This window comes from Nonomuraea sp. NPDC049750, from assembly GCF_040659625.1.
GTDB lineage: Bacteria > Actinomycetota > Actinomycetes > Streptosporangiales > Streptosporangiaceae > Nonomuraea.
On the sequence record NZ_JBFANB010000005.1, the window covers coordinates 160,626 to 176,455 of the forward strand.

Annotated in this window: 18 protein-coding genes; 8 read left to right on the forward strand and 10 right to left on the reverse strand. The window is 67.6% G+C overall.

Annotation, left to right across the window (positions count from 1 at the left end; all coding sequences use genetic code 11):
- The first annotated feature begins 38 nt into the window (after positions 1–38).
- Entirely contained in the window at positions 39–935 is an 897-nt protein-coding gene (locus AB0J16_RS15695; protein WP_225292140.1) for a MurR/RpiR family transcriptional regulator, read from the forward strand.
- On the opposite strand, the gene AB0J16_RS15700 is transcribed toward AB0J16_RS15695, so the two are convergent.
- On the reverse strand, positions 898–2,826 hold the full coding sequence (locus tag AB0J16_RS15700; RefSeq protein WP_358539213.1) for an N-acetylmuramoyl-L-alanine amidase: 1,929 nt from the start codon (positions 2,824–2,826) through the stop codon (positions 898–900). The genes AB0J16_RS15695 and AB0J16_RS15700 overlap by 38 nt on opposite strands.
- A gap of 113 nt (positions 2,827–2,939) precedes the next feature.
- Between AB0J16_RS15700 and AB0J16_RS15705 the strand changes: the two genes are divergently transcribed.
- Complete coding sequence (locus AB0J16_RS15705) at positions 2,940–3,797, forward strand: NAD(P)-dependent oxidoreductase (protein WP_358539215.1); 858 nt, start codon at positions 2,940–2,942, stop codon at positions 3,795–3,797.
- Positions 3,798–3,799: 2 nt separating this feature from the next.
- Positions 3,800–4,573, forward strand: coding sequence for an enoyl-CoA hydratase-related protein (locus AB0J16_RS15710; protein WP_358539217.1), 774 nt, complete (start codon positions 3,800–3,802; stop codon positions 4,571–4,573).
- Positions 4,574–4,727: 154 nt separating this feature from the next.
- On the opposite strand, the gene AB0J16_RS15715 is transcribed toward AB0J16_RS15710, so the two are convergent.
- From AB0J16_RS15715 to AB0J16_RS15740, 6 genes are all read right to left on the reverse strand, one after another.
- Positions 4,728–6,080: a glycoside hydrolase gene (locus AB0J16_RS15715; RefSeq protein ID WP_358539219.1), complete on the reverse strand. Its 1,353-nt coding sequence runs from the start codon at positions 6,078–6,080 to the stop codon at positions 4,728–4,730.
- Between the two features lie 200 nt (positions 6,081–6,280).
- On the reverse strand, positions 6,281–6,856 hold the full coding sequence (locus tag AB0J16_RS15720; RefSeq protein WP_358539222.1) for a hypothetical protein: 576 nt from the start codon (positions 6,854–6,856) through the stop codon (positions 6,281–6,283).
- Between the two features lie 10 nt (positions 6,857–6,866).
- Positions 6,867–7,922, reverse strand: a complete 1,056-nt coding sequence (locus tag AB0J16_RS15725) for an ATP-binding protein (protein WP_358539224.1) — start codon at positions 7,920–7,922, stop codon at positions 6,867–6,869.
- Entirely contained in the window at positions 7,922–9,451 is a 1,530-nt protein-coding gene (gene kaiC, locus AB0J16_RS15730; protein ID WP_358539226.1) for a circadian clock protein KaiC, read from the reverse strand. Before kaiC ends, AB0J16_RS15725 begins: the two co-directional genes overlap by 1 nt.
- Positions 9,448–9,753 carry a circadian clock KaiB family protein gene (locus tag AB0J16_RS15735; protein WP_357653770.1) on the reverse strand — a complete coding sequence of 102 codons (306 nt, stop codon included), beginning with the start codon at positions 9,751–9,753 and terminating at the stop codon, positions 9,448–9,450. Before AB0J16_RS15735 ends, kaiC begins: the two co-directional genes overlap by 4 nt.
- Before the next feature lie 58 nt (positions 9,754–9,811).
- A complete protein-coding gene (locus AB0J16_RS15740) occupies positions 9,812–10,441 on the reverse strand; it encodes a DUF5994 family protein (protein WP_358539228.1) in 630 nt (209 codons plus the stop codon).
- A gap of 80 nt (positions 10,442–10,521) precedes the next feature.
- Here AB0J16_RS15740 and AB0J16_RS15745 point away from each other — a divergent pair, with 80 nt between their 5' ends.
- Positions 10,522–10,782: a hypothetical protein gene (locus AB0J16_RS15745; RefSeq protein WP_358539231.1), complete on the forward strand. Its 261-nt coding sequence runs from the start codon at positions 10,522–10,524 to the stop codon at positions 10,780–10,782.
- 336 nt (positions 10,783–11,118) lie between these two features.
- Here the strand turns inward: AB0J16_RS15745 and AB0J16_RS15750 are convergent, their stop codons facing one another.
- Together AB0J16_RS15750 and AB0J16_RS15755 are read right to left on the reverse strand one after the other, a co-directional pair.
- Positions 11,119–11,385: a hypothetical protein gene (locus tag AB0J16_RS15750; protein WP_358539233.1), complete on the reverse strand. Its 267-nt coding sequence runs from the start codon at positions 11,383–11,385 to the stop codon at positions 11,119–11,121.
- A gap of 41 nt (positions 11,386–11,426) precedes the next feature.
- A complete protein-coding gene (locus tag AB0J16_RS15755) occupies positions 11,427–12,038 on the reverse strand; it encodes a hypothetical protein (RefSeq protein ID WP_358539235.1) in 612 nt (203 codons plus the stop codon).
- Positions 12,039–12,434: 396 nt separating this feature from the next.
- On the opposite strand from AB0J16_RS15755, the gene AB0J16_RS15760 reads away from it, so the two are divergent.
- Positions 12,435–12,638 carry a DUF397 domain-containing protein gene (locus AB0J16_RS15760; protein ID WP_358539237.1) on the forward strand — a complete coding sequence of 68 codons (204 nt, stop codon included), beginning with the start codon at positions 12,435–12,437 and terminating at the stop codon, positions 12,636–12,638.
- Positions 12,639–12,800: 162 nt separating this feature from the next.
- Positions 12,801–13,328: a GNAT family N-acetyltransferase gene (locus tag AB0J16_RS15765; protein ID WP_358539239.1), complete on the forward strand. Its 528-nt coding sequence runs from the start codon at positions 12,801–12,803 to the stop codon at positions 13,326–13,328.
- A gap of 133 nt (positions 13,329–13,461) precedes the next feature.
- On the opposite strand, the gene AB0J16_RS15770 is transcribed toward AB0J16_RS15765, so the two are convergent.
- Positions 13,462–13,596, reverse strand: coding sequence for a hypothetical protein (locus AB0J16_RS15770; RefSeq protein WP_358539241.1), 135 nt, complete (start codon positions 13,594–13,596; stop codon positions 13,462–13,464).
- Positions 13,597–13,840: 244 nt separating this feature from the next.
- On the opposite strand from AB0J16_RS15770, the gene AB0J16_RS15775 reads away from it, so the two are divergent.
- A complete protein-coding gene (locus AB0J16_RS15775) occupies positions 13,841–14,245 on the forward strand; it encodes a hypothetical protein (RefSeq protein WP_358539243.1) in 405 nt (134 codons plus the stop codon).
- 156 nt (positions 14,246–14,401) lie between these two features.
- Entirely contained in the window at positions 14,402–15,673 is a 1,272-nt protein-coding gene (locus AB0J16_RS15780; protein ID WP_358539245.1) for a serine hydrolase domain-containing protein, read from the forward strand.
- The last annotated feature ends 157 nt before the right edge of the window (positions 15,674–15,830 follow it).

A 15,830-nucleotide genomic window follows, 5' to 3' on the forward strand; every position in this document is an offset into this window, starting at 1 on the left:
AATAGGGAAAACGCTGGAGGAGCGTCATAATCGAGACCGTGGACGACAGCGCGAACGGCCTGCGGGCAGACACTCTGGTGGCGACGGTCCGCGGTGTGCTTCCGTCCCTGACTCCGGCCGCGCAGACCGTCGCCCGGCTCATCCTGGAAGATCCGGCGACGGTGGCCCGCAGCACGATCACCGAGCTGTCCGCCGCCTCGGGCACCAGCGAGGCGACGATCGTACGTACGGCCAGGCTCCTGGGCTTCGCCGGCTACCCGCAGCTGCGCCTCGCCCTGGCCGCGGCGGCCGCCCAGCCGGACCGGCTGGTGCCAGGTGACCTGGCGCCCGACGATCCGCTGTCGGAGGTCATCCAGAAGGTGGCCAGGGCCGAGTCGGAGGCGATCAACGACACGGTCGCCCAGCTCACCTCGGAGCGGCTCGGCCTGGTCGTCGACGCGATCGTCGGCGCCCGGCGGGTGGACGCCTACGGAGTGGGCGCCTCGGGTCTGGTGGCCGAGGACGTGGCGCAGAAGCTGCTGCGCATCGGCCTGTCCAGCCACGCCTTCCAGGACGCCCACCTGGCGCTGACCAGCGCCGTGCTGCTCAAGCCCGGCGACGTGGCGATCGGCATCAGCACGTCGGGCGAGACGCCCGACGTGCTCGAACCGCTGTCGAGGGCGGGGGAGGCCGGCGCGACGACCGTCGCCATCACCAACAACCCCCGCTCGTCGATCGCGGAGCTGGCCGAACACGTGCTGATCTCGGCCGGGCGCGAGACGGAGTTCCGTCCCGGCGCCCTGGCCAGCCGGATCAGCCAGCTCCTCGTCGTCGACTGCGTGTTCGTCGGCGTCGCCCAGCGCACCTTCGACTCCTCTCAGGAGGCGTTGCAGAGCACCAGGCGCGCCGTCAAGGAGTTCACCAGGCGAGCGACACCCGCACGTCGTCAGCCTTGACGAACATCACCCGGTGCCCGAACTGGATCTGCAGGTACTTCGTCTTGCCCTTGACCACCTTGTGGCTGGCCTCGTCGAAGGTGACCGCCCGGTAATACTCGGTGGCCGCCTTCCCGGCCAGGGTGTACTTCTCACCGGCCGAGAACGTGTACTGCAGCGGGGTCACCGCCTGGTACGGGATGTCGGCCGGGTAGGCCTCCTGCTCCGGGTAGGCCCTGCCGTAGACCGGGACGGTCGCCAGGCCCGGCTTGGGCGTGACCACCAGGCCCGCTGACGGGACGGCGGTCGGCGCGGAGCGCGGGTTGTAGAACCAGCTCTTCTGGCCGAGGTACCAGATCGCGGTCCAGTCGCCCTGCCGGTCGGCGACGGCGAACCGCTGGCCGGTGCTCGCCCTGGCGCTGTGGTCGTACACGCTGTAGAGCGAGTCGTTGGTGCCGGTCGGGTGCTTGCCGATGTCCTTGATCAGCGGCGCGTCGTCACGCGGCTCGGTGCGCAGCCACACGGTCCCGGCGGGGAGCGGCGGGCAGGCGGCCTCCGGGTTCTTGCGGTCGCAGCCGTAGAAGTACGGCTTGTTGGTGGCGAAGTCGGGCCTGATCATGATGGAGCCCGCCTTGGGGCCGCCGAAACCATGCAGCGGCGCGCCGATCAGGTCGAAGTAGTGCTTCCAATCCCAGAACGGGCCCGGGTCCTCGTGCATGCCCCGCACCGTGGTCGGCAGCGTGCCCGGCACGTTGTCGTGGCCCAGGATGTGCGCCCGGTCCAGCGGCACATCGTACCTGGCCGCCAGGTAGCGCACGAGCTTGGCGGACGAGCGGTACATCGCCTCGGTGTACCAGGTGCTGCCCTCGGCCAGGAAGCCCTCGTGCTCGATGCCGATCGACTTGGCGTTGATGTACCAGTTGCCGGCCTGCCAGGCGACGTCCTTGCCCTTGACATGCTGGGCGATGTGGCCGTCGGTGGAGCGCACCGAGTACTGCCAGCTCGCGCCGTAGTTGACGTCCTGGTTCAGCTTGATCGACGGGAGGAAGTAGCCCTCCATGTCATGGATGACGATGTACTGGATCTTCTGGCTGTCGGGCCGGTTGGCCAGGTCGTAGTGGCCGTAGTCGCCGTTCGGCTTCTGCGCGTAGGCCGACGGGATCCACTCGCAGGAGATCGACCTCGGGCACTCGACGCCATCGCGGCGCGGCGGCCGCAGGCCGAGCTTCTCCAGCCACTTCTCGATCCGCTCCAGGCCGGGGACCGGCGTGAGCTTGACCTGCTGCCCGTCGTCGGTGACCCGCTCGGCACCGTCCTCGATCGTGCTGTAGACCTCGTCGGCGAAGACCTTGGCCGCCTCGGACTCGTCGGCGCCCGAGTATTTGGCGACCGCTCCGTACCACTGGGCCGGGTCCGCGCTCAGCGGCGCGCCGATCGACTTCTGGTAGTCGGCCAGCAGCGCCGCGCCGCCCCTGATGTTCGTGGCGGCGTCGGAGCGGAGCGCCTCGTGGCTCGCGCCGGTCAGCTGGGCGGCCTTCTCCATGGTCTTGAGCGAGGCCGGGATCTCGGTGGGCGCGACCGTTGTCGCGACCGGGGCCAACGGCCTGGACTCGTCACCGCGCGCGTCCTCCTCACCCTCGCCGTGGTGGTTGGACCCGGTGAAGGCGGCGGCGTCGGTCAGGTGCATGGGGCCGAATCCGGCGTCGTTGCTGGGCTGACCGGCGTGGGCGTCCCAGCGCGACTCCAGATAGGAGACACCGAGCAGCACGCTCTCCGGAACCTGGAACTCCTTGGCGGCCGCGGCGAACGCCGCCTGCCGATCCGGCGGTTGCTCGGCAGTGGTGCCGGCCGCGGCCGTCATGTTGACTAATGGCAGCAAGGCGACCACCGCGATCGCCAGTGCTCTGCGCATCTACTGCTCCTCGACTGGGGGAAAAGTCGGAGCCAGCGTCTCAACAATTTCCTTCTCTTGGCGAGAGCTTTGCGAAGACATTTTTCAGCACTTTGCCCCCTAAGGTGGGGCGGGTGACGTCGATCGTGACCGGTGCGGCCGGATTCATCGGCCGCGCGCTGACGTCGGCCCTGCTCGCGTCCGGCTCCCCGGTCATCGCCATCGACCGCCTGCCCGTCGAGGAACGACCCGGACTCACCGTGATCAAGGCCGACCTGCTGGACCTGGAGCCAAGGGCCTTCTCCGATGCGGAAGCGGTCTACCACCTGGCCGGGTGCCCGGGCGTACGCGACACCGATCCCGAGATCGCCTGGCGGCGTCATCGGGACAACGTGCTCGCGGGCGCGCGGGTGCTGGCCCTCACGCCACCCGGCGTCCCGCTCCTGATCACCTCCTCCAGCTCCGTGTACGGCGGAGCGTCCCACGGCCGGCCCAACGCGGAGTCCGACCCCGTCCACCCCGTCGGCGGCTACGCCACGAGCAAGGTCGCCCTCGAACGGCTCTGCCTCGACCGCCCTGACATTACGATCGTCCGGCCGTTCACCGTCGCGGGGGAGGGGCAGCGGCCCGACATGGCGCTGTCGATCTGGTTACGCGCCGCCCAGGAGGGCCGCCCTTTGCGCGTGCTCGGCTCGCTCGACCGTACGCGGGATGTCACCGACGTACGCCAGGCCGCCCGCGCGATGATCGAGCTCATCGGCGCGCCCGGCATCGTGAACCTCGGCACGGGCCGCGGCCACACCCTGCGGGCCATGGCGGAGGCGGTCGCCACGGTGACCGGAGCCCGTCTCACCTTTGATGTTGTGCCCGCTCCGCCCGAGGAGCCCGGCGACTCACTGGCCGACACCCGCCGCCTTCACTCGCTGCTCGGCTGGACCCCGCGTACCGATCTGCTGGACCTGGTCCAGCGCCAGCAGCTTGTAATGTCCTGAGCATGGGTGATTTCGTACGCGTTGAAGTGGCCGACCAGATCGCCACGATCCGGCTTGACCGTCCCAAAATGAACGCCCTCAACGGCCAGATGCAGCACGAGCTCGGCGAAGCCGCCCGAGCCGTCGACGCCGACCCCGAAGTGCGCGCCGTCGTCGTCTACGGCGGCGAGCGGGTCTTCGCGGCCGGCGTCGACATCAAGGAAATGGTCGTCATGTCCTACGCCGACATGGCCGCCCACTCCCGCGGGCTCCAGGGCTGCTTCACCGCGGTGGCCGCCATCGGCAAGCCCGTCATCGCCGCCGTCACCGGTTACGCGCTGGGCGGCGGCTGCGAGCTGGCCCTGTGCGCCGACTTCCGGGTGGCCGGGGAGTCGGCCAAACTGGGCCAGCCGGAGATCCAGCTCGGCCTCATCCCCGGCGCGGGCGGCACCCAGCGCCTGCCCCGCCTGATCGGGCCCGCACGGGCCAAGGACCTCATCTACTCAGGCCGCCACGTACCGGCCGCCGAGGCGCTGTCGATCGGGCTGGTGGATCGGGTGGTGCCGGACGCGGAGGTGTACGCGGCGGCGCTGGCTTGGGCGGGGAGCTTCACGGGTGGGCCCGCTGTGGCGCTGCGGGCCGCCAAGCAGGCTGTGGACCAGGGGGTGGAGGTCGATCTGGATACGGGGCTGGAGATCGAGCGGCTGCAGTTCTCGGGACTGTTCGCGACGGACGACGCCAAGATCGGGATGCGGGCGTTCACGGACAAGGCCGAGCCGAAGTTCACCGGCCGCTGACCGTTGGCCACTCGTCACCTGGCGGGCCTGGTGGCGAGTGGTCGCTTCGGGTGACCGGGGTCAGCGCCGGGCACTCCTAGCCGTGGCAGCCCGGGAAGGCGCCCACCCATGTCGACCTGGGAAGACGCCTACCCATGTCGGCCTGGGATGACGCTTAGCCGCGTCGGCCTGGGATGACGACGGTCGTGAGTGCCCGAGGCTGAAGGATCACGGTCCCGCCGGTGACCGGGCTCGCGGCGAGCGCGTTGGCGTTGTCGGTCACGTACGCGGTGGCCCGGCCGTACACACCGTGCCACGTCACGGCGGCGGTGCCGGTGTTGAGCACCTCGACCACCTGAGAGCCGTCGGGGTTGCGGAACGCTGAAACTTTCAGCGCCGGATCGGCCGCCGCCGCGTCCACCCGTACCGCGCCCGGCCGGATGAACCGGCTGTATGCCGCCAGCGCCCACAGCCGCTTGGAGACGTGATACGTACCAGCGGCCTCGTCGATCTGGAGCAACGCCCGGGTGGCGCCACGCGAGGCGCCCAGCCAGTAGACGTAGCCGCTGACGTTGCCGAGCGTGAGCGCGTCATGGACAGCCTGCGCGATCGTGAAACCGTCGTAGCCGCTGCCGTCGTCCCAGCTCTCGTCCCAGGTGGAGCCGTTGGGGTTCCATTCAGACATCCAGGTGGTTCCGCTGGTCGGCAGCGGTCCGTCCACCGGGCTGGCGTACGTGTGGCCGGTGTGCGTCTTCACCCAGCGGCGGGCCTCGGGGTCGGCCTCGATCGCGGTCGTGTACGCCTTGGCCTCGGTCCAGCCGAAGGAGTCGCAGCAGGCCACCTTGAGACCCTTGACGCCCTTGGCGATCGGCCCGAGCACCTTGACGAACTCGGCGGCCTGCTGCGGGGTGAACCGCATGGAGGCGTACGTCGCCGTCCAGTCAGGCTCGTTGGTGAAGCCGAGGTCGGTGATCCTGATGCCCTCACGGGCGTAGAACTTCGCGTATTGCACCAGGTAGCGGGCATAGGCTTGCCGCCACTCCGGCTTGAGCGTGCCGCCGTTCTTGTCGTCGCCGTTGTCCTTCATGTAGGCGGGCGCGCTCCAGGCGTCGGCGTAGAACCGCTCGACCCCGTACCTCTTGGCCGCCTTCGCCACCCAGACCTGGCTGTTGTCCTCGCCGTCCCACACGTACTTGGGCGGCGCGTCCGGCCCGCCCGGGTCTTCCGGCTGGATGGAGACCATCTGGTCGTACGGACTGCCCACGGGAGCGGAGCCGATGCCGAGCCGCAGAATGCTGAGCCCGGCGCCCTTGTCGCGGTCGAACCACAGGTCGAGGATCTCGCGCCGCTGTTCCTCGCTGAGAGCCTTGACCAGCTCGTTGCGGCGGAACGCCTGGGAGATCCCGAACCCGTCGATCTGCTGATGCCGAACGCGCTCGCGCACGGTGATGGCCGGGGGATCCGCCAGGGCCGGGGCCTGGATGATGGGTAGACCGAGCAGGGTGATCGCGACAACGCCTCGTAACATGCCGCCTCCGAAACTTTCGGAACATTTGTGATAATTTCGCCCCCGGAACCGTAAACACCCACCGCCCCTTCGTCAACCTCTTCGGCGGTCGGCCGCCTGCTGCCCGCCCGGCCACAAGGGGCTCGCCGATAGGCGCTTCGCGCTTGAAGACTCGGCGTTCTTCCTTTGGCGCTTGCCGCACTGCACGGCCTTCGCTTCGCTCAGACGCCCCCTGAGCGCGGGCTCCGCCCGCGCGCGCTTCGCCTTTGGTTGGCCGGGCCGTCAGGGTCGCCGAGCCACACCCGTTGACTCTCGCGCGTCACGGTGAGACCGAAGCCCGATTGGTGCGGGCTGCCCGCACCCTGCCACGTCAGAATGGCATCCTCCACGGCGTGCCACAGCTTCAGCGGGTCGTGCTGCCGGACCAGCCACCCCCCATCCTCCGGATTGCGGCGCGTGGTGGCCTGGGAACCGGTTGCCACATCGAGCAGGATGACTTCGTCCCCAAGCCCCAACTTCTCAGCCGACGGTGCGCCGAGCTGGGCGACGAACCGCCCCGTCGAGTTGCTCAGAACATTCGGATCGATCACACTTTCACGTTCGGCGCCGAGCCCGATCACATACGACGACCGTGGCGGGCGGGCATGCGGGCGGGCGTACATAAACGAGACGTTGTCCGACAGAAACGGGCCGCTGGCAGTGCCGTCATCGGCGAGGGTGAGGTGCGCCAGCGCATGGCCCGGCGTCCACCCGGACAAGGGCGCGTTGCATAGGGTGGCCGAGTTCTTGGCACCCACAGGCGAACGCTCAGAACGGCGGTGCCTGGGGTAGACACAGGCAAAAGCAAGCGCCTCCTTGTTCGCCTGGTTCGAAGTAGGTGTCGCCACCGTTGGCCTGGGCCAGGCTTTGGACGATCCACAGACCCAGCCCCGAGCCCTCGGTCTCCCGCTGGGTGCGCGATTCACGGCTGAACCGCTCGAACAGGCTCGGCCGGAACTCTTCGGACACGCCGGGCCCGTTGTCGCACACCCGGATCTCCACGCCGTCCGGCTGCTCGGCCACCCGTACCTCGAATGGCGGGGCTCCGTATCGGAAGGCGTTCTCCAGATAGTTGATCAACATCTCTGACAACTCGCTACGATCCACCAGAGCCCGGACTTGGGGATCGCACGACACGTACACGTCCTTGGGCCGATCGGCGAACTCGGCCAGCCGTTCGAGGATCACCTCCAGCACCGGCACCGGCTCCACAGAGACCCGCACGGCGTTCGCATCGATCTTCGCCACGGTGAGCAGCTTCTTGACCAGTGCCTGGAGATTCGCCGTGCGAACCGCGATGCGGTCGAGGACGTCGGCACGCTCCTCGTCGGAAAAGCTCTCCTCGGGCTCACGCAGCATGTCCACCAGCAGGCCGATCCCCGCCAGCGGGTTGCGGACTTCATGGGCGACCACGGCGATCACCCTGCTGTGGCGTTCGAGTTCTGCTTCGAGCTGCTGTTCGGCCTCGCGCCGGAGAGTGACGTCGCGCAACGCGGCGACGTACAGGTGTTCTCCTGCCACCGTCGCGGTGGTGGCGCGCATCTCGACCACTCGCGTCTGGCCGCCGGGCAGCATCAGGTCGATCTCGGTCGATTCGCCGTTGACGACCGGGTAACCGAACGGGGTGCCGATGAGTTCGTCCGACGGCCGGCCGAGCAGTTCCTCGGCGGCGGGGTTGCAGATCCGGATCACACCGTCCTCGTCGACCGCGACGATCCCGTCCGCCAGCGCCGCCATGACCATACGTCCGGCGTCACGCCCGGGATCGGAGAGGCGCATCGGTTCGGTGTTCGGCCTCTCCGCGCTGTCGCGGGGCTCACCCATCAGCTCTCATCCTGGTCCCCGGCCGTTGCGCGGTCTGGGTCGGTCGGCCACTCCGGGTGGCGTGGCAGTACGACGGCGTCGGAGAGCATGTGGAAGGCTTCGGTATAGGGGTCACCGATGTGCATACCGGCACCGTCGATGGCGACCTGCCGGATGGTGTGGTCATGTGCCGAGCCGCGCGTCTGCAGGACGGCGATGGCACGCCGGACCACACCCGCTCCTTCGATGTAGGGCAGCAGGATCGTCACGTCGGCGATGCTGGTGACGTCCATGATCGGCGCTGTGAACATCGACGTTCCCCCGCCGGTCGGTGCGGAGGTGAACAGGGTCGTGATCTCGTGCTGCCGCACGACCCCGCCCAGTGCGATGACGAAATCCAGCAGTGTCCGCGGCGTCGCTCTCCGCTCAAGGGCGGAGAGACCGTCGATGATGAGCCGAGCCGGGGCAAAGTCCGCGGTGTCCCTCCTGATACGCAGGAAATGATCCTCCACTGAGGCCACTTCCGGGTACGTGGCAGTTACTCGGAGCAGTCCCGACGCCTCCATGACGTCCAAGTCCAGACCCCAGCCAGCGGCGTTGCGGCCGAGTTGCCCGCGAGTCTCGTCGAAGGCATGGAAAAGGCAGCGTTCGCCCGCCCGGAACGCGGCATCGGCGAACTGCAGAGCCGCCAGGGTCTTTCCGCCGCCGTACGACCCGATGAGCAGGACGACCGCGTCCCGGAAGACACCACCGCCCACCATGGCGTCCAGCTCGATGTTCCCGGTAGAGACCCGCTCCTGCGATGCCCGGTCACGTGGCACGAGGAACGCGACCGGGATGATGACCAGCCCGTCTTTCGGGTCGATGGTGAACAACCACTCCCCGGTGCGGTGAGTGGTGCCGCGGAACTTGACAATCTCGATCGTCCGGTGTCGTCTTTCGTTCCGCATGATGTTCCGCATGATCATGACGTTATCGAATACGAACTCCTCTATGCCTTGCCGGGTAATGTGGTTGTATTCTGCGTCGCGTTCGGCGGTCAGGACCGATGTGACCTCGAGCGACTCCAAGACCCGGGCGAGCCGATACAACTCACGGCGAATGAGTTCCCGATCGTCGAAACGCATGAAGACCGCGCCGAGCGAATCCAAGGAGACCCGTTTGGCGCCGATCTGACGCACGGCGCGATCGACGCGGGCCATCAGCGCGCCCAGGTCGTACGTCCCCACGGTGGGTGTCTGCTCACCGGCCTCCGGCGAGGCGTCGACGAACGTCCACTTTCCCTCGGCCTCCCAGCGTGCGATGTCGAAGCCCAGGGAGCCGACGTTGCGGCGGAGGTTCTCAGGTGTCTCGTCGAAGGCGACGAACACGCCGGGGTCACCGAAACCGGCGATGCCCCGGGCGAGGAACTCCAGGCAGAACAGCGTCTTCCCGGTGCCGGTCGTGCCGGCCACGAGGGTGGACCGACCGGCAGGAAGCCCCCCGATGGCGATGTCGTCGAAGCCATTGATACCGGTCGGTGTCCGCCCGACCGTGGCACTGCCCATCATTGCGCCTGCCCTTCTGGGGACGATCTGCCCACCTCAGGAAGGCCGAGCAAAGCTGCAGCCCGAGCCTGATCGGACAGATCTCCGATAACCCGGAAACGTGGGAGCGGCTTGGTCCTGATCACGATTGGGATGGCCAGAATCCGCTCCTCCTCCGCGAGATCCGGTTGTTCGGCGGCATCGATGACCTCGATCTCATGGCAGCCGGGAAGATAGGTGTCACACAGGGCCCGCAGATTCGCCACCGCGGCCAGCGACCGCGGTGTCTGCCCTACCACGTACAACCTGAACGAGTAGGTCGCCATCGGCGTCAACACCGCCGTGCCGTCAGGAACTCGTGTTCCGACCCGGCCGGACTCCCATTCATGACGCCCCCTCGCCGCGCCGACCCGTGACGGCCGACACGCTCATCACGGCCCTGGCCGCTTGCGCCTGGTGCCTATGCGGCCGGTCGCCCCCCACCGGCGCCAGTCGGCCCCCATCAACCCCGGTATACCCCCGCTGACCGCCCGCTATCTGCCCGTCGATGTCGACCGGCGGCTTGGAGCACCCGCCGTTCATGCTCGCGCCGGTCGCTGCGAACGCGGCCCTCGCCGCCGTGGCCTGTGGCGGTATCACCTCCGGCTTTCCCTTGAGGCTCAGGGTGACCAGTCGGCCGTCCATGGATCGGAACCATCCCAGCCTGACCGCCCGGCCGGGAGCCGCGATCCGGTGCGGGATGTCGTCCCAGGCGTCCACGTGGAGCCCGACTCGGAGGGTCATCTCCCCGAGGCGCTGGTCGACGGCTGCGATGAGGGCCGGGAGCTCGGCCGCCGCGTCGGTCGAGCGGAGCCACCATGTCCTGTCCACTGACCCAACGTGGACACGCGCAGTTGCGAGGGTCAGCCGTACGGCGGATGCTTGAACCGGAGGTCTGGGAGGGACGCGAGCCCTACGGCTGAGCCTCGGACCTGCGCGCGGCCAGGAGGGCCCCTTGGACGGGCCTGGTCCCACTGGGGAGATCGCCCGCAGGACCGCACAGAGCCCAGGCTTGAGCCGCTGCCTGAATCCGGTTCTGGTGAAAGGGGCCAACAGTGCCTGACAACTGCGTACTGATCATTCGATTTCACTCACTAAGCGGTGAAGATATCTCCATGATCAGTAGAGATTTCGACGGAGAGCAGGGAGCGCTCGAGGTGATCGCTCGCGCTCTTGACGAGCAGCGCAGCCTGGTTTTGACCCGCGCTAGGTATGACCGGGAGACCGAGACGAATGGCGTGGTCATCAACCTGGCCAACGTGGTTTTGGTGCGGGTGTCGAAGACAGACAGCGCTGAGGCGGGGCAGTACCTGTAGCGGGGAAGCCGGCCCCGCGATTGACACCACTCCTGGCACCTTTGCGGCCGTCCTGGAATCGGCAACTCGATTGACGAGGAATCGGGTTCGGTCGGCTGTAGTGTTGTATGAAGGTCGTGCACTCTCATGTGCAACGGCCTGGAAGGGGCGACCCCGGCGCGAACACGCCGGGGTCGTTTTCGCGTCCAGCGAGCCCATGTTCACCGTGACGCCGGTCGGCACGGCAACGCGGTCCAGGCCCGTGATGCGCCACGCCGCGCTGCGGCCTGGAGGCCGGTCACGGCGCGGGCGCCGCGCCCACCCTGCGCCTATGCTCACCGTCCGCCAACTCCTCGACTACCTCACCGGCCTGCCCGACGAAACCCCGTCGTGGTCAACGTCAATGCCGGGGATTGGTACCTCCGCGTAGAAGATCTCAACGTGACCACCGTCCAAGACGCGACACACGGAGGCGACCCTCTTGAAGGCGTTGAGATCGATATCTTCTGGGAACCCGGCCAGCGCGGCTGGACCGTAGACGGCCTCTCCAAAACGCTCTTCACCCTGGACGACGTAGAAGAGCTGGGCCAGCGTCGAATGCCGCAGCGACCAGTTGACGCGCACCGGCTCGGGCGGGGGAAAGCAGATCGAACGTAGCGTACGAGTTACTCTTCGAAAGCGCTGACCAGGTCACGCAAAGGGGCTGAAAGCCGCTGGCGGTGGTCAACCAGATCATCCACAACAGACCGGGCGAACCCCTGATGACGGAACCACTCTACGGACACGGCCTTGGCCTCTGCTGCCGCTTCTTCGGCGGCGTCTGACTTGCGCAACTCCAGCAGAGCCCGCGCATCGTTCAGCCGGTGGCGACCCCACTGAACCGGCAAGAGGTCTCCCCGTTGGACATCGCCGCTCGCCTTCAACGCCGCGTCAGGCCGGTTCAGCGCGGTCATGATGTGCGTGGTCTGGACGCCAACATGCGAAGGCCCGAAGCTCACCCAGTAGTCGTGCCGGTCGGACCCGGCCCTGGCCGCGCCGGCCCTGGCCACGCTCAAATACTCCTCAGCCTGCGTGCGGTCCCCGCGGGCTCCGCACGCCACCGCAGCGTTCAGGACGAGACCGCCCCAGGCGGTGAGCTGTCCACTTTCGACGCGCCGCCACAGCTCGGCCGCGTCGGGCAGCTCCTGGTCATCCTCGGGGCTCATCTCCGGCAGCAGGCCAGGGTTGATCACAGCATCGCGTACCGCCAGTGACGCGGCGCCCGGTACCGGCTCCAAATACGACGGGTGCGCCGCTGGAGTTCCTTAACGATCGGGGGCGAGACGACAGGCTTTTCGGGAACCCCCGCGGGCAGCCGCCGTTATGCGCGTCGGAGACCCGCAATACTCCACATACCCAGGATGCCGATGAGCTTGCCGACGGGGACCTCCAGGTCCACTCTGTCCAGCGCGTCGTCTCGCCGTACCTTTTGATCAGCCCTTCGGCTTGAATCACGTGCATTGTCCCGCCCAGCCGTTCCGCTGGATGAGATATTTGGGATATTTCGCGTGGAAGTAGAGCGCACGACGATATAGGAACGTATTGGAGCGACTTCAAGTACGGCGGTCAGTCCGGAAGCGACACGTGATCTGGTTACTCGTGTCCTTGCGAGCGCGATGTGAGAGGAGCGCGGGGTGGCGAAGGAGAAAGTCGATCTCTCCCGTGCCCAATGGCGCACCAGCAGTTTCAGCGGCTCGAACGGTCAGTGTGTGCAGGTCGCTTTCGTTGCTAATCATGTGGCCGTTCACGACAGCAAGGATCCGCTCGGGTCGGCGCTGATCTTCACCCTCGACGAGTGGGCGGCTTTCCTGGCAGGAGTCAGGGATGGCGAGTTCTGAGTAAGGGCATCCGCCCTTGCTGTAGACAGCCATGAACGCCCGGCCGCCCTCTATGGTGATCGGGCGTTCACATACTGACAGGGAGTCGCAAAGGTTTCGATCACGCCTCCAGCGAGGGCTCCGCTGCGGAATGACCAGGTCAGGCCAGTTAGTGTCTACGCTATGCCTGACGCGATCACGGTCCACCCCGCGGAGCCCGGTGACGGGGACATCCTCGGCGAGATCCACGCCCTGTCTTGGGGCGTCTCGCACGGCCCGTTTTGCACGCCGAAGGTCGCCGCAGCCGGGGTCGAGGAGCGGCGCACCAAGTGGCACGGCATTCTGGCCGAGGTCGAGGCCGAGGGCATGGACACGATCCTGCTGGCGCGCTTGAACGAGCAGCCGGGGGCCTTCGCCCGGTTCGGGGCCTCTACTTCCCGCCCCGGCCACGCGGAGATCCATACCTTCTTCGCGCACCCGGACGTCTGGGGCAGCGGCATCGCGAAGGCCCTGTTGACGGCCGTCCTGGATCGAGTGCGAGACGCCGGGTACGACGACGTGCATCTGTGGACGCTCCGGGACTCCGCCCAAGCGCGCCGCTTCTACGCCAAGAACGGCTTCGCCGAGACCGGCAGGACCCACGACCACAACTTCGACGAAGGTCCCCCGCTGGCCCTGGTCGAGTTGGAGCGAGCCGTGCCTGGCCGCTGAAACGCTCGATCGGCGACTTTGTCGTGACTGACCTCCGTGGCCTGGTCCGCATCGTCAAGCGTCGGCTCAAGAAGATCCAGTACCCGGCCTCATCTGATCACCACAGCCCGGCCTGACTCTCGAACCACCATGATCATCCCGCTTGCCGGCCCCTATTGGGTCCCGGGATGCCGATGACCTTGCCCACGGGGACCTCCAGGTTCACCCCGCTCAGCGCGGTCGTCTCCCCATACCTCTTGATCAGCCCTTCGGCTCGGATCGCGTGCATCGCCGTCTGCTCATCGTTCGACGAGCAAGACGATGCCGGGAGCTGCTGATACGGCGCTAGCGGCGGCCCCGGGACAGGCATGTGTTGTCGTGTCAGCGGCCGCGTCAGCACGGCAACGGCCCGGTATCAGAGCGGTCGGCGATCGTAAATGCCATGAACGGTTCAGCGATCGCGGCCTCAAGGCCGGGTGCGATCTCCGTCCGTTCCCTTGAACTTCGTAACGGATCTAAAAGGAGCACAACCCATGTCGATCACCCTTAACGACCAGGACACGCTCACCCTGCGGACCGCCGGCTGGGGCGCCGTCTCCCTGATGTCCGCCGCTGGTGCCGCCGGTTCGGCGCACAAGGCCGCCACCGAGGCCTCCATCGCCTTGACCTCCGCGACCGGCCTGGTCGGGCACGTGCTGGCCAAGGCGCCCAAGGGCGTGAAGTACGGCAAGACCGTCGCCGCCCTCGCCGACCAGGTGCTGCCGGCGCTGACGGCATCCATGAGCCTGCTCAAGGCGCAGGCTCCGGAAGAGGCCGACAACTTCCGCCGTACCGTCATCGTCGCCATCGAGGCAGCCGGCCGGCCCCAGAAGGGCCAGCCCAGCCCCACCATGACCGAGATGGCCCGCAAGATCACCGAGGCCCTCGACGCCGCTTGACGGATGCCGACCTGCGACAGCCACAGCTCGTCACGGGGTCCTCTCCGGACCCCGTGACATGGCGGCGTGATGTCCCAGGCAGGGGCGTTCCAGAAGGCAGCGCAGCGGCTCATCGATGAGCTCTTCGCCTAAGTGCGACACCAGAGACGAGGAACTATGAAACCCGCATTCCCTCCAGCGATCAGGGCGACCAAGGTCTTCCGGCGAGTGGCGCTCACGGCGCTGGCGGCCGCGCTGTTAGCTGGGGTGGCCACATCCGGAGTGGCCGCGGCCGACAGTGTGGCCGTGCCGAAGGCCGCCGCCGGGCCGGATCGCCCGGAGCTGCAGCAGGTCATCCAGGAGGTCGTCGATTCCGGTTACGCCGGGCTGCAGCTACGCGTACACGATCAGCGGGGCGACTGGGTCGGCAGTGCCGGGGTGCGCAAGCTGGGTGCGGTCGCCAAGCCGCCGACCAACGGGCGGTTCTGGATCGGCAGCTCCACCAAGAGTTTCACCGCGACCCTGGTGCTGCAGCTGGTGGCCGAGGGCAAGATCGGGCTGGACAGCCCGGTGGCCGGCTACCTGCCCAAGCTCGGGCTGGACCGGCGGATCACCGTGCGGATGATGTTGCAGCACACCAGCGGGTTGTTCAACTACACCGGCGAGTACTACACCGACGGGACGTTCGTGCCGGGGATCCCCGCCACGGGCAAAGAGTGGGTGGACAACCGGTTCCACAGCTACCAGCCCGAGGAGCTGGTACGGCTGGCGTTGTCCAAGCCGGCGAAGTTCGCGCCGGGGACGAACTGGAGCTACGCCAACACCAACTACACGCTGGCCCTGCTGCTGATCGAGAAGGTCACCGGCCGCTCGTACGCCGAGGAGATGCGGCGGCGGATCCTGGGGCCGCTCGGCCTGCGGGGCACCGTGGTGCCGGGCAACCGGTCCGAGCTCCCCGGACCTTACCCCCACGGCTACTACCGCTACCAGGACGCCGACCAGTGGAAGGTGGTCGACGTCACCCGCCAGAACCTCTCCCTGCTGGCCGGCGCCGGTGACATGATCTCGACCACCCAGGATCTCCAGACGTACTTCTCCGCCCTGCAGAGTGGCAAGCTCCTGCCGGCCTCGCTGCTGGCCGAGATGCGCAAGCCGGACCCGAGAAGCACCGGCCTCTTCGGCCAGTACGGCCTCGGTCAGTACGTGCTGGACACCGGCCCGGACTGCGCCGGCATCATCCTCAACCACGACGGCAGCCCTCCGGGGGGCTACGGGTCGCTGATGTACAGCACGCCTGACGGCAGCAGGACCCTGACCGCCTCGCTGACCATGGGGGACGCCGCGGTCGACCAGTCAGTGGTGTTCCCGAAAGCCCTGGACAAACTCATCAAGGCGGTGTTCTGCGGTGGGCAGGCCGGGGCGGCTGGCGAGACCAGGCCGGCTCAGTAGACGGACCGGCCACGCCGAGCTCGCTGGGCTCGGCGTGGCCATCACATTACCTGTTCCCTCTTTGTCATCGCTCTTCCTTGCTCCCAATCTCAGCTCTCTCGACGATCTAGAATCCCTTGCTTACCTGTCGGTCGGCAAGTATCTTACTAACCGCCCG

What these genes read in the sequence shown, in the direction of transcription:
- AB0J16_RS15700 (WP_358539213.1), bottom strand. Translation starts at nt 2,826, where the DNA reads ATGCGCAGAGCACTGGCGATCGCGGTGGTCGCCTTGCTGCCATTAGTC.
- AB0J16_RS15710 (WP_358539217.1), top strand. Translation starts at nt 3,800, where the DNA reads ATGGGTGATTTCGTACGCGTTGAAGTGGCCGACCAGATCGCCACGATC.
- AB0J16_RS15715 (WP_358539219.1), bottom strand. Translation starts at nt 6,080, where the DNA reads ATGTTACGAGGCGTTGTCGCGATCACCCTGCTCGGTCTACCCATCATC.
- AB0J16_RS15725 (WP_358539224.1), bottom strand. Translation starts at nt 7,922, where the DNA reads ATGGGTGAGCCCCGCGACAGCGCGGAGAGGCCGAACACCGAACCGATG.
- kaiC (WP_358539226.1), bottom strand. Translation starts at nt 9,451, where the DNA reads ATGATGGGCAGTGCCACGGTCGGGCGGACACCGACCGGTATCAATGGC.
- AB0J16_RS15735 (WP_357653770.1), bottom strand. Translation starts at nt 9,753, where the DNA reads ATGGCGACCTACTCGTTCAGGTTGTACGTGGTAGGGCAGACACCGCGG.
- AB0J16_RS15765 (WP_358539239.1), top strand. Translation starts at nt 12,801, where the DNA reads ATGCCTGACGCGATCACGGTCCACCCCGCGGAGCCCGGTGACGGGGAC.
- AB0J16_RS15770 (WP_358539241.1), bottom strand. Translation starts at nt 13,596, where the DNA reads ATGCACGCGATCCGAGCCGAAGGGCTGATCAAGAGGTATGGGGAGACG.
- AB0J16_RS15775 (WP_358539243.1), top strand. Translation starts at nt 13,841, where the DNA reads ATGTCGATCACCCTTAACGACCAGGACACGCTCACCCTGCGGACCGCC.
- AB0J16_RS15780 (WP_358539245.1), top strand. Translation starts at nt 14,402, where the DNA reads ATGAAACCCGCATTCCCTCCAGCGATCAGGGCGACCAAGGTCTTCCGG.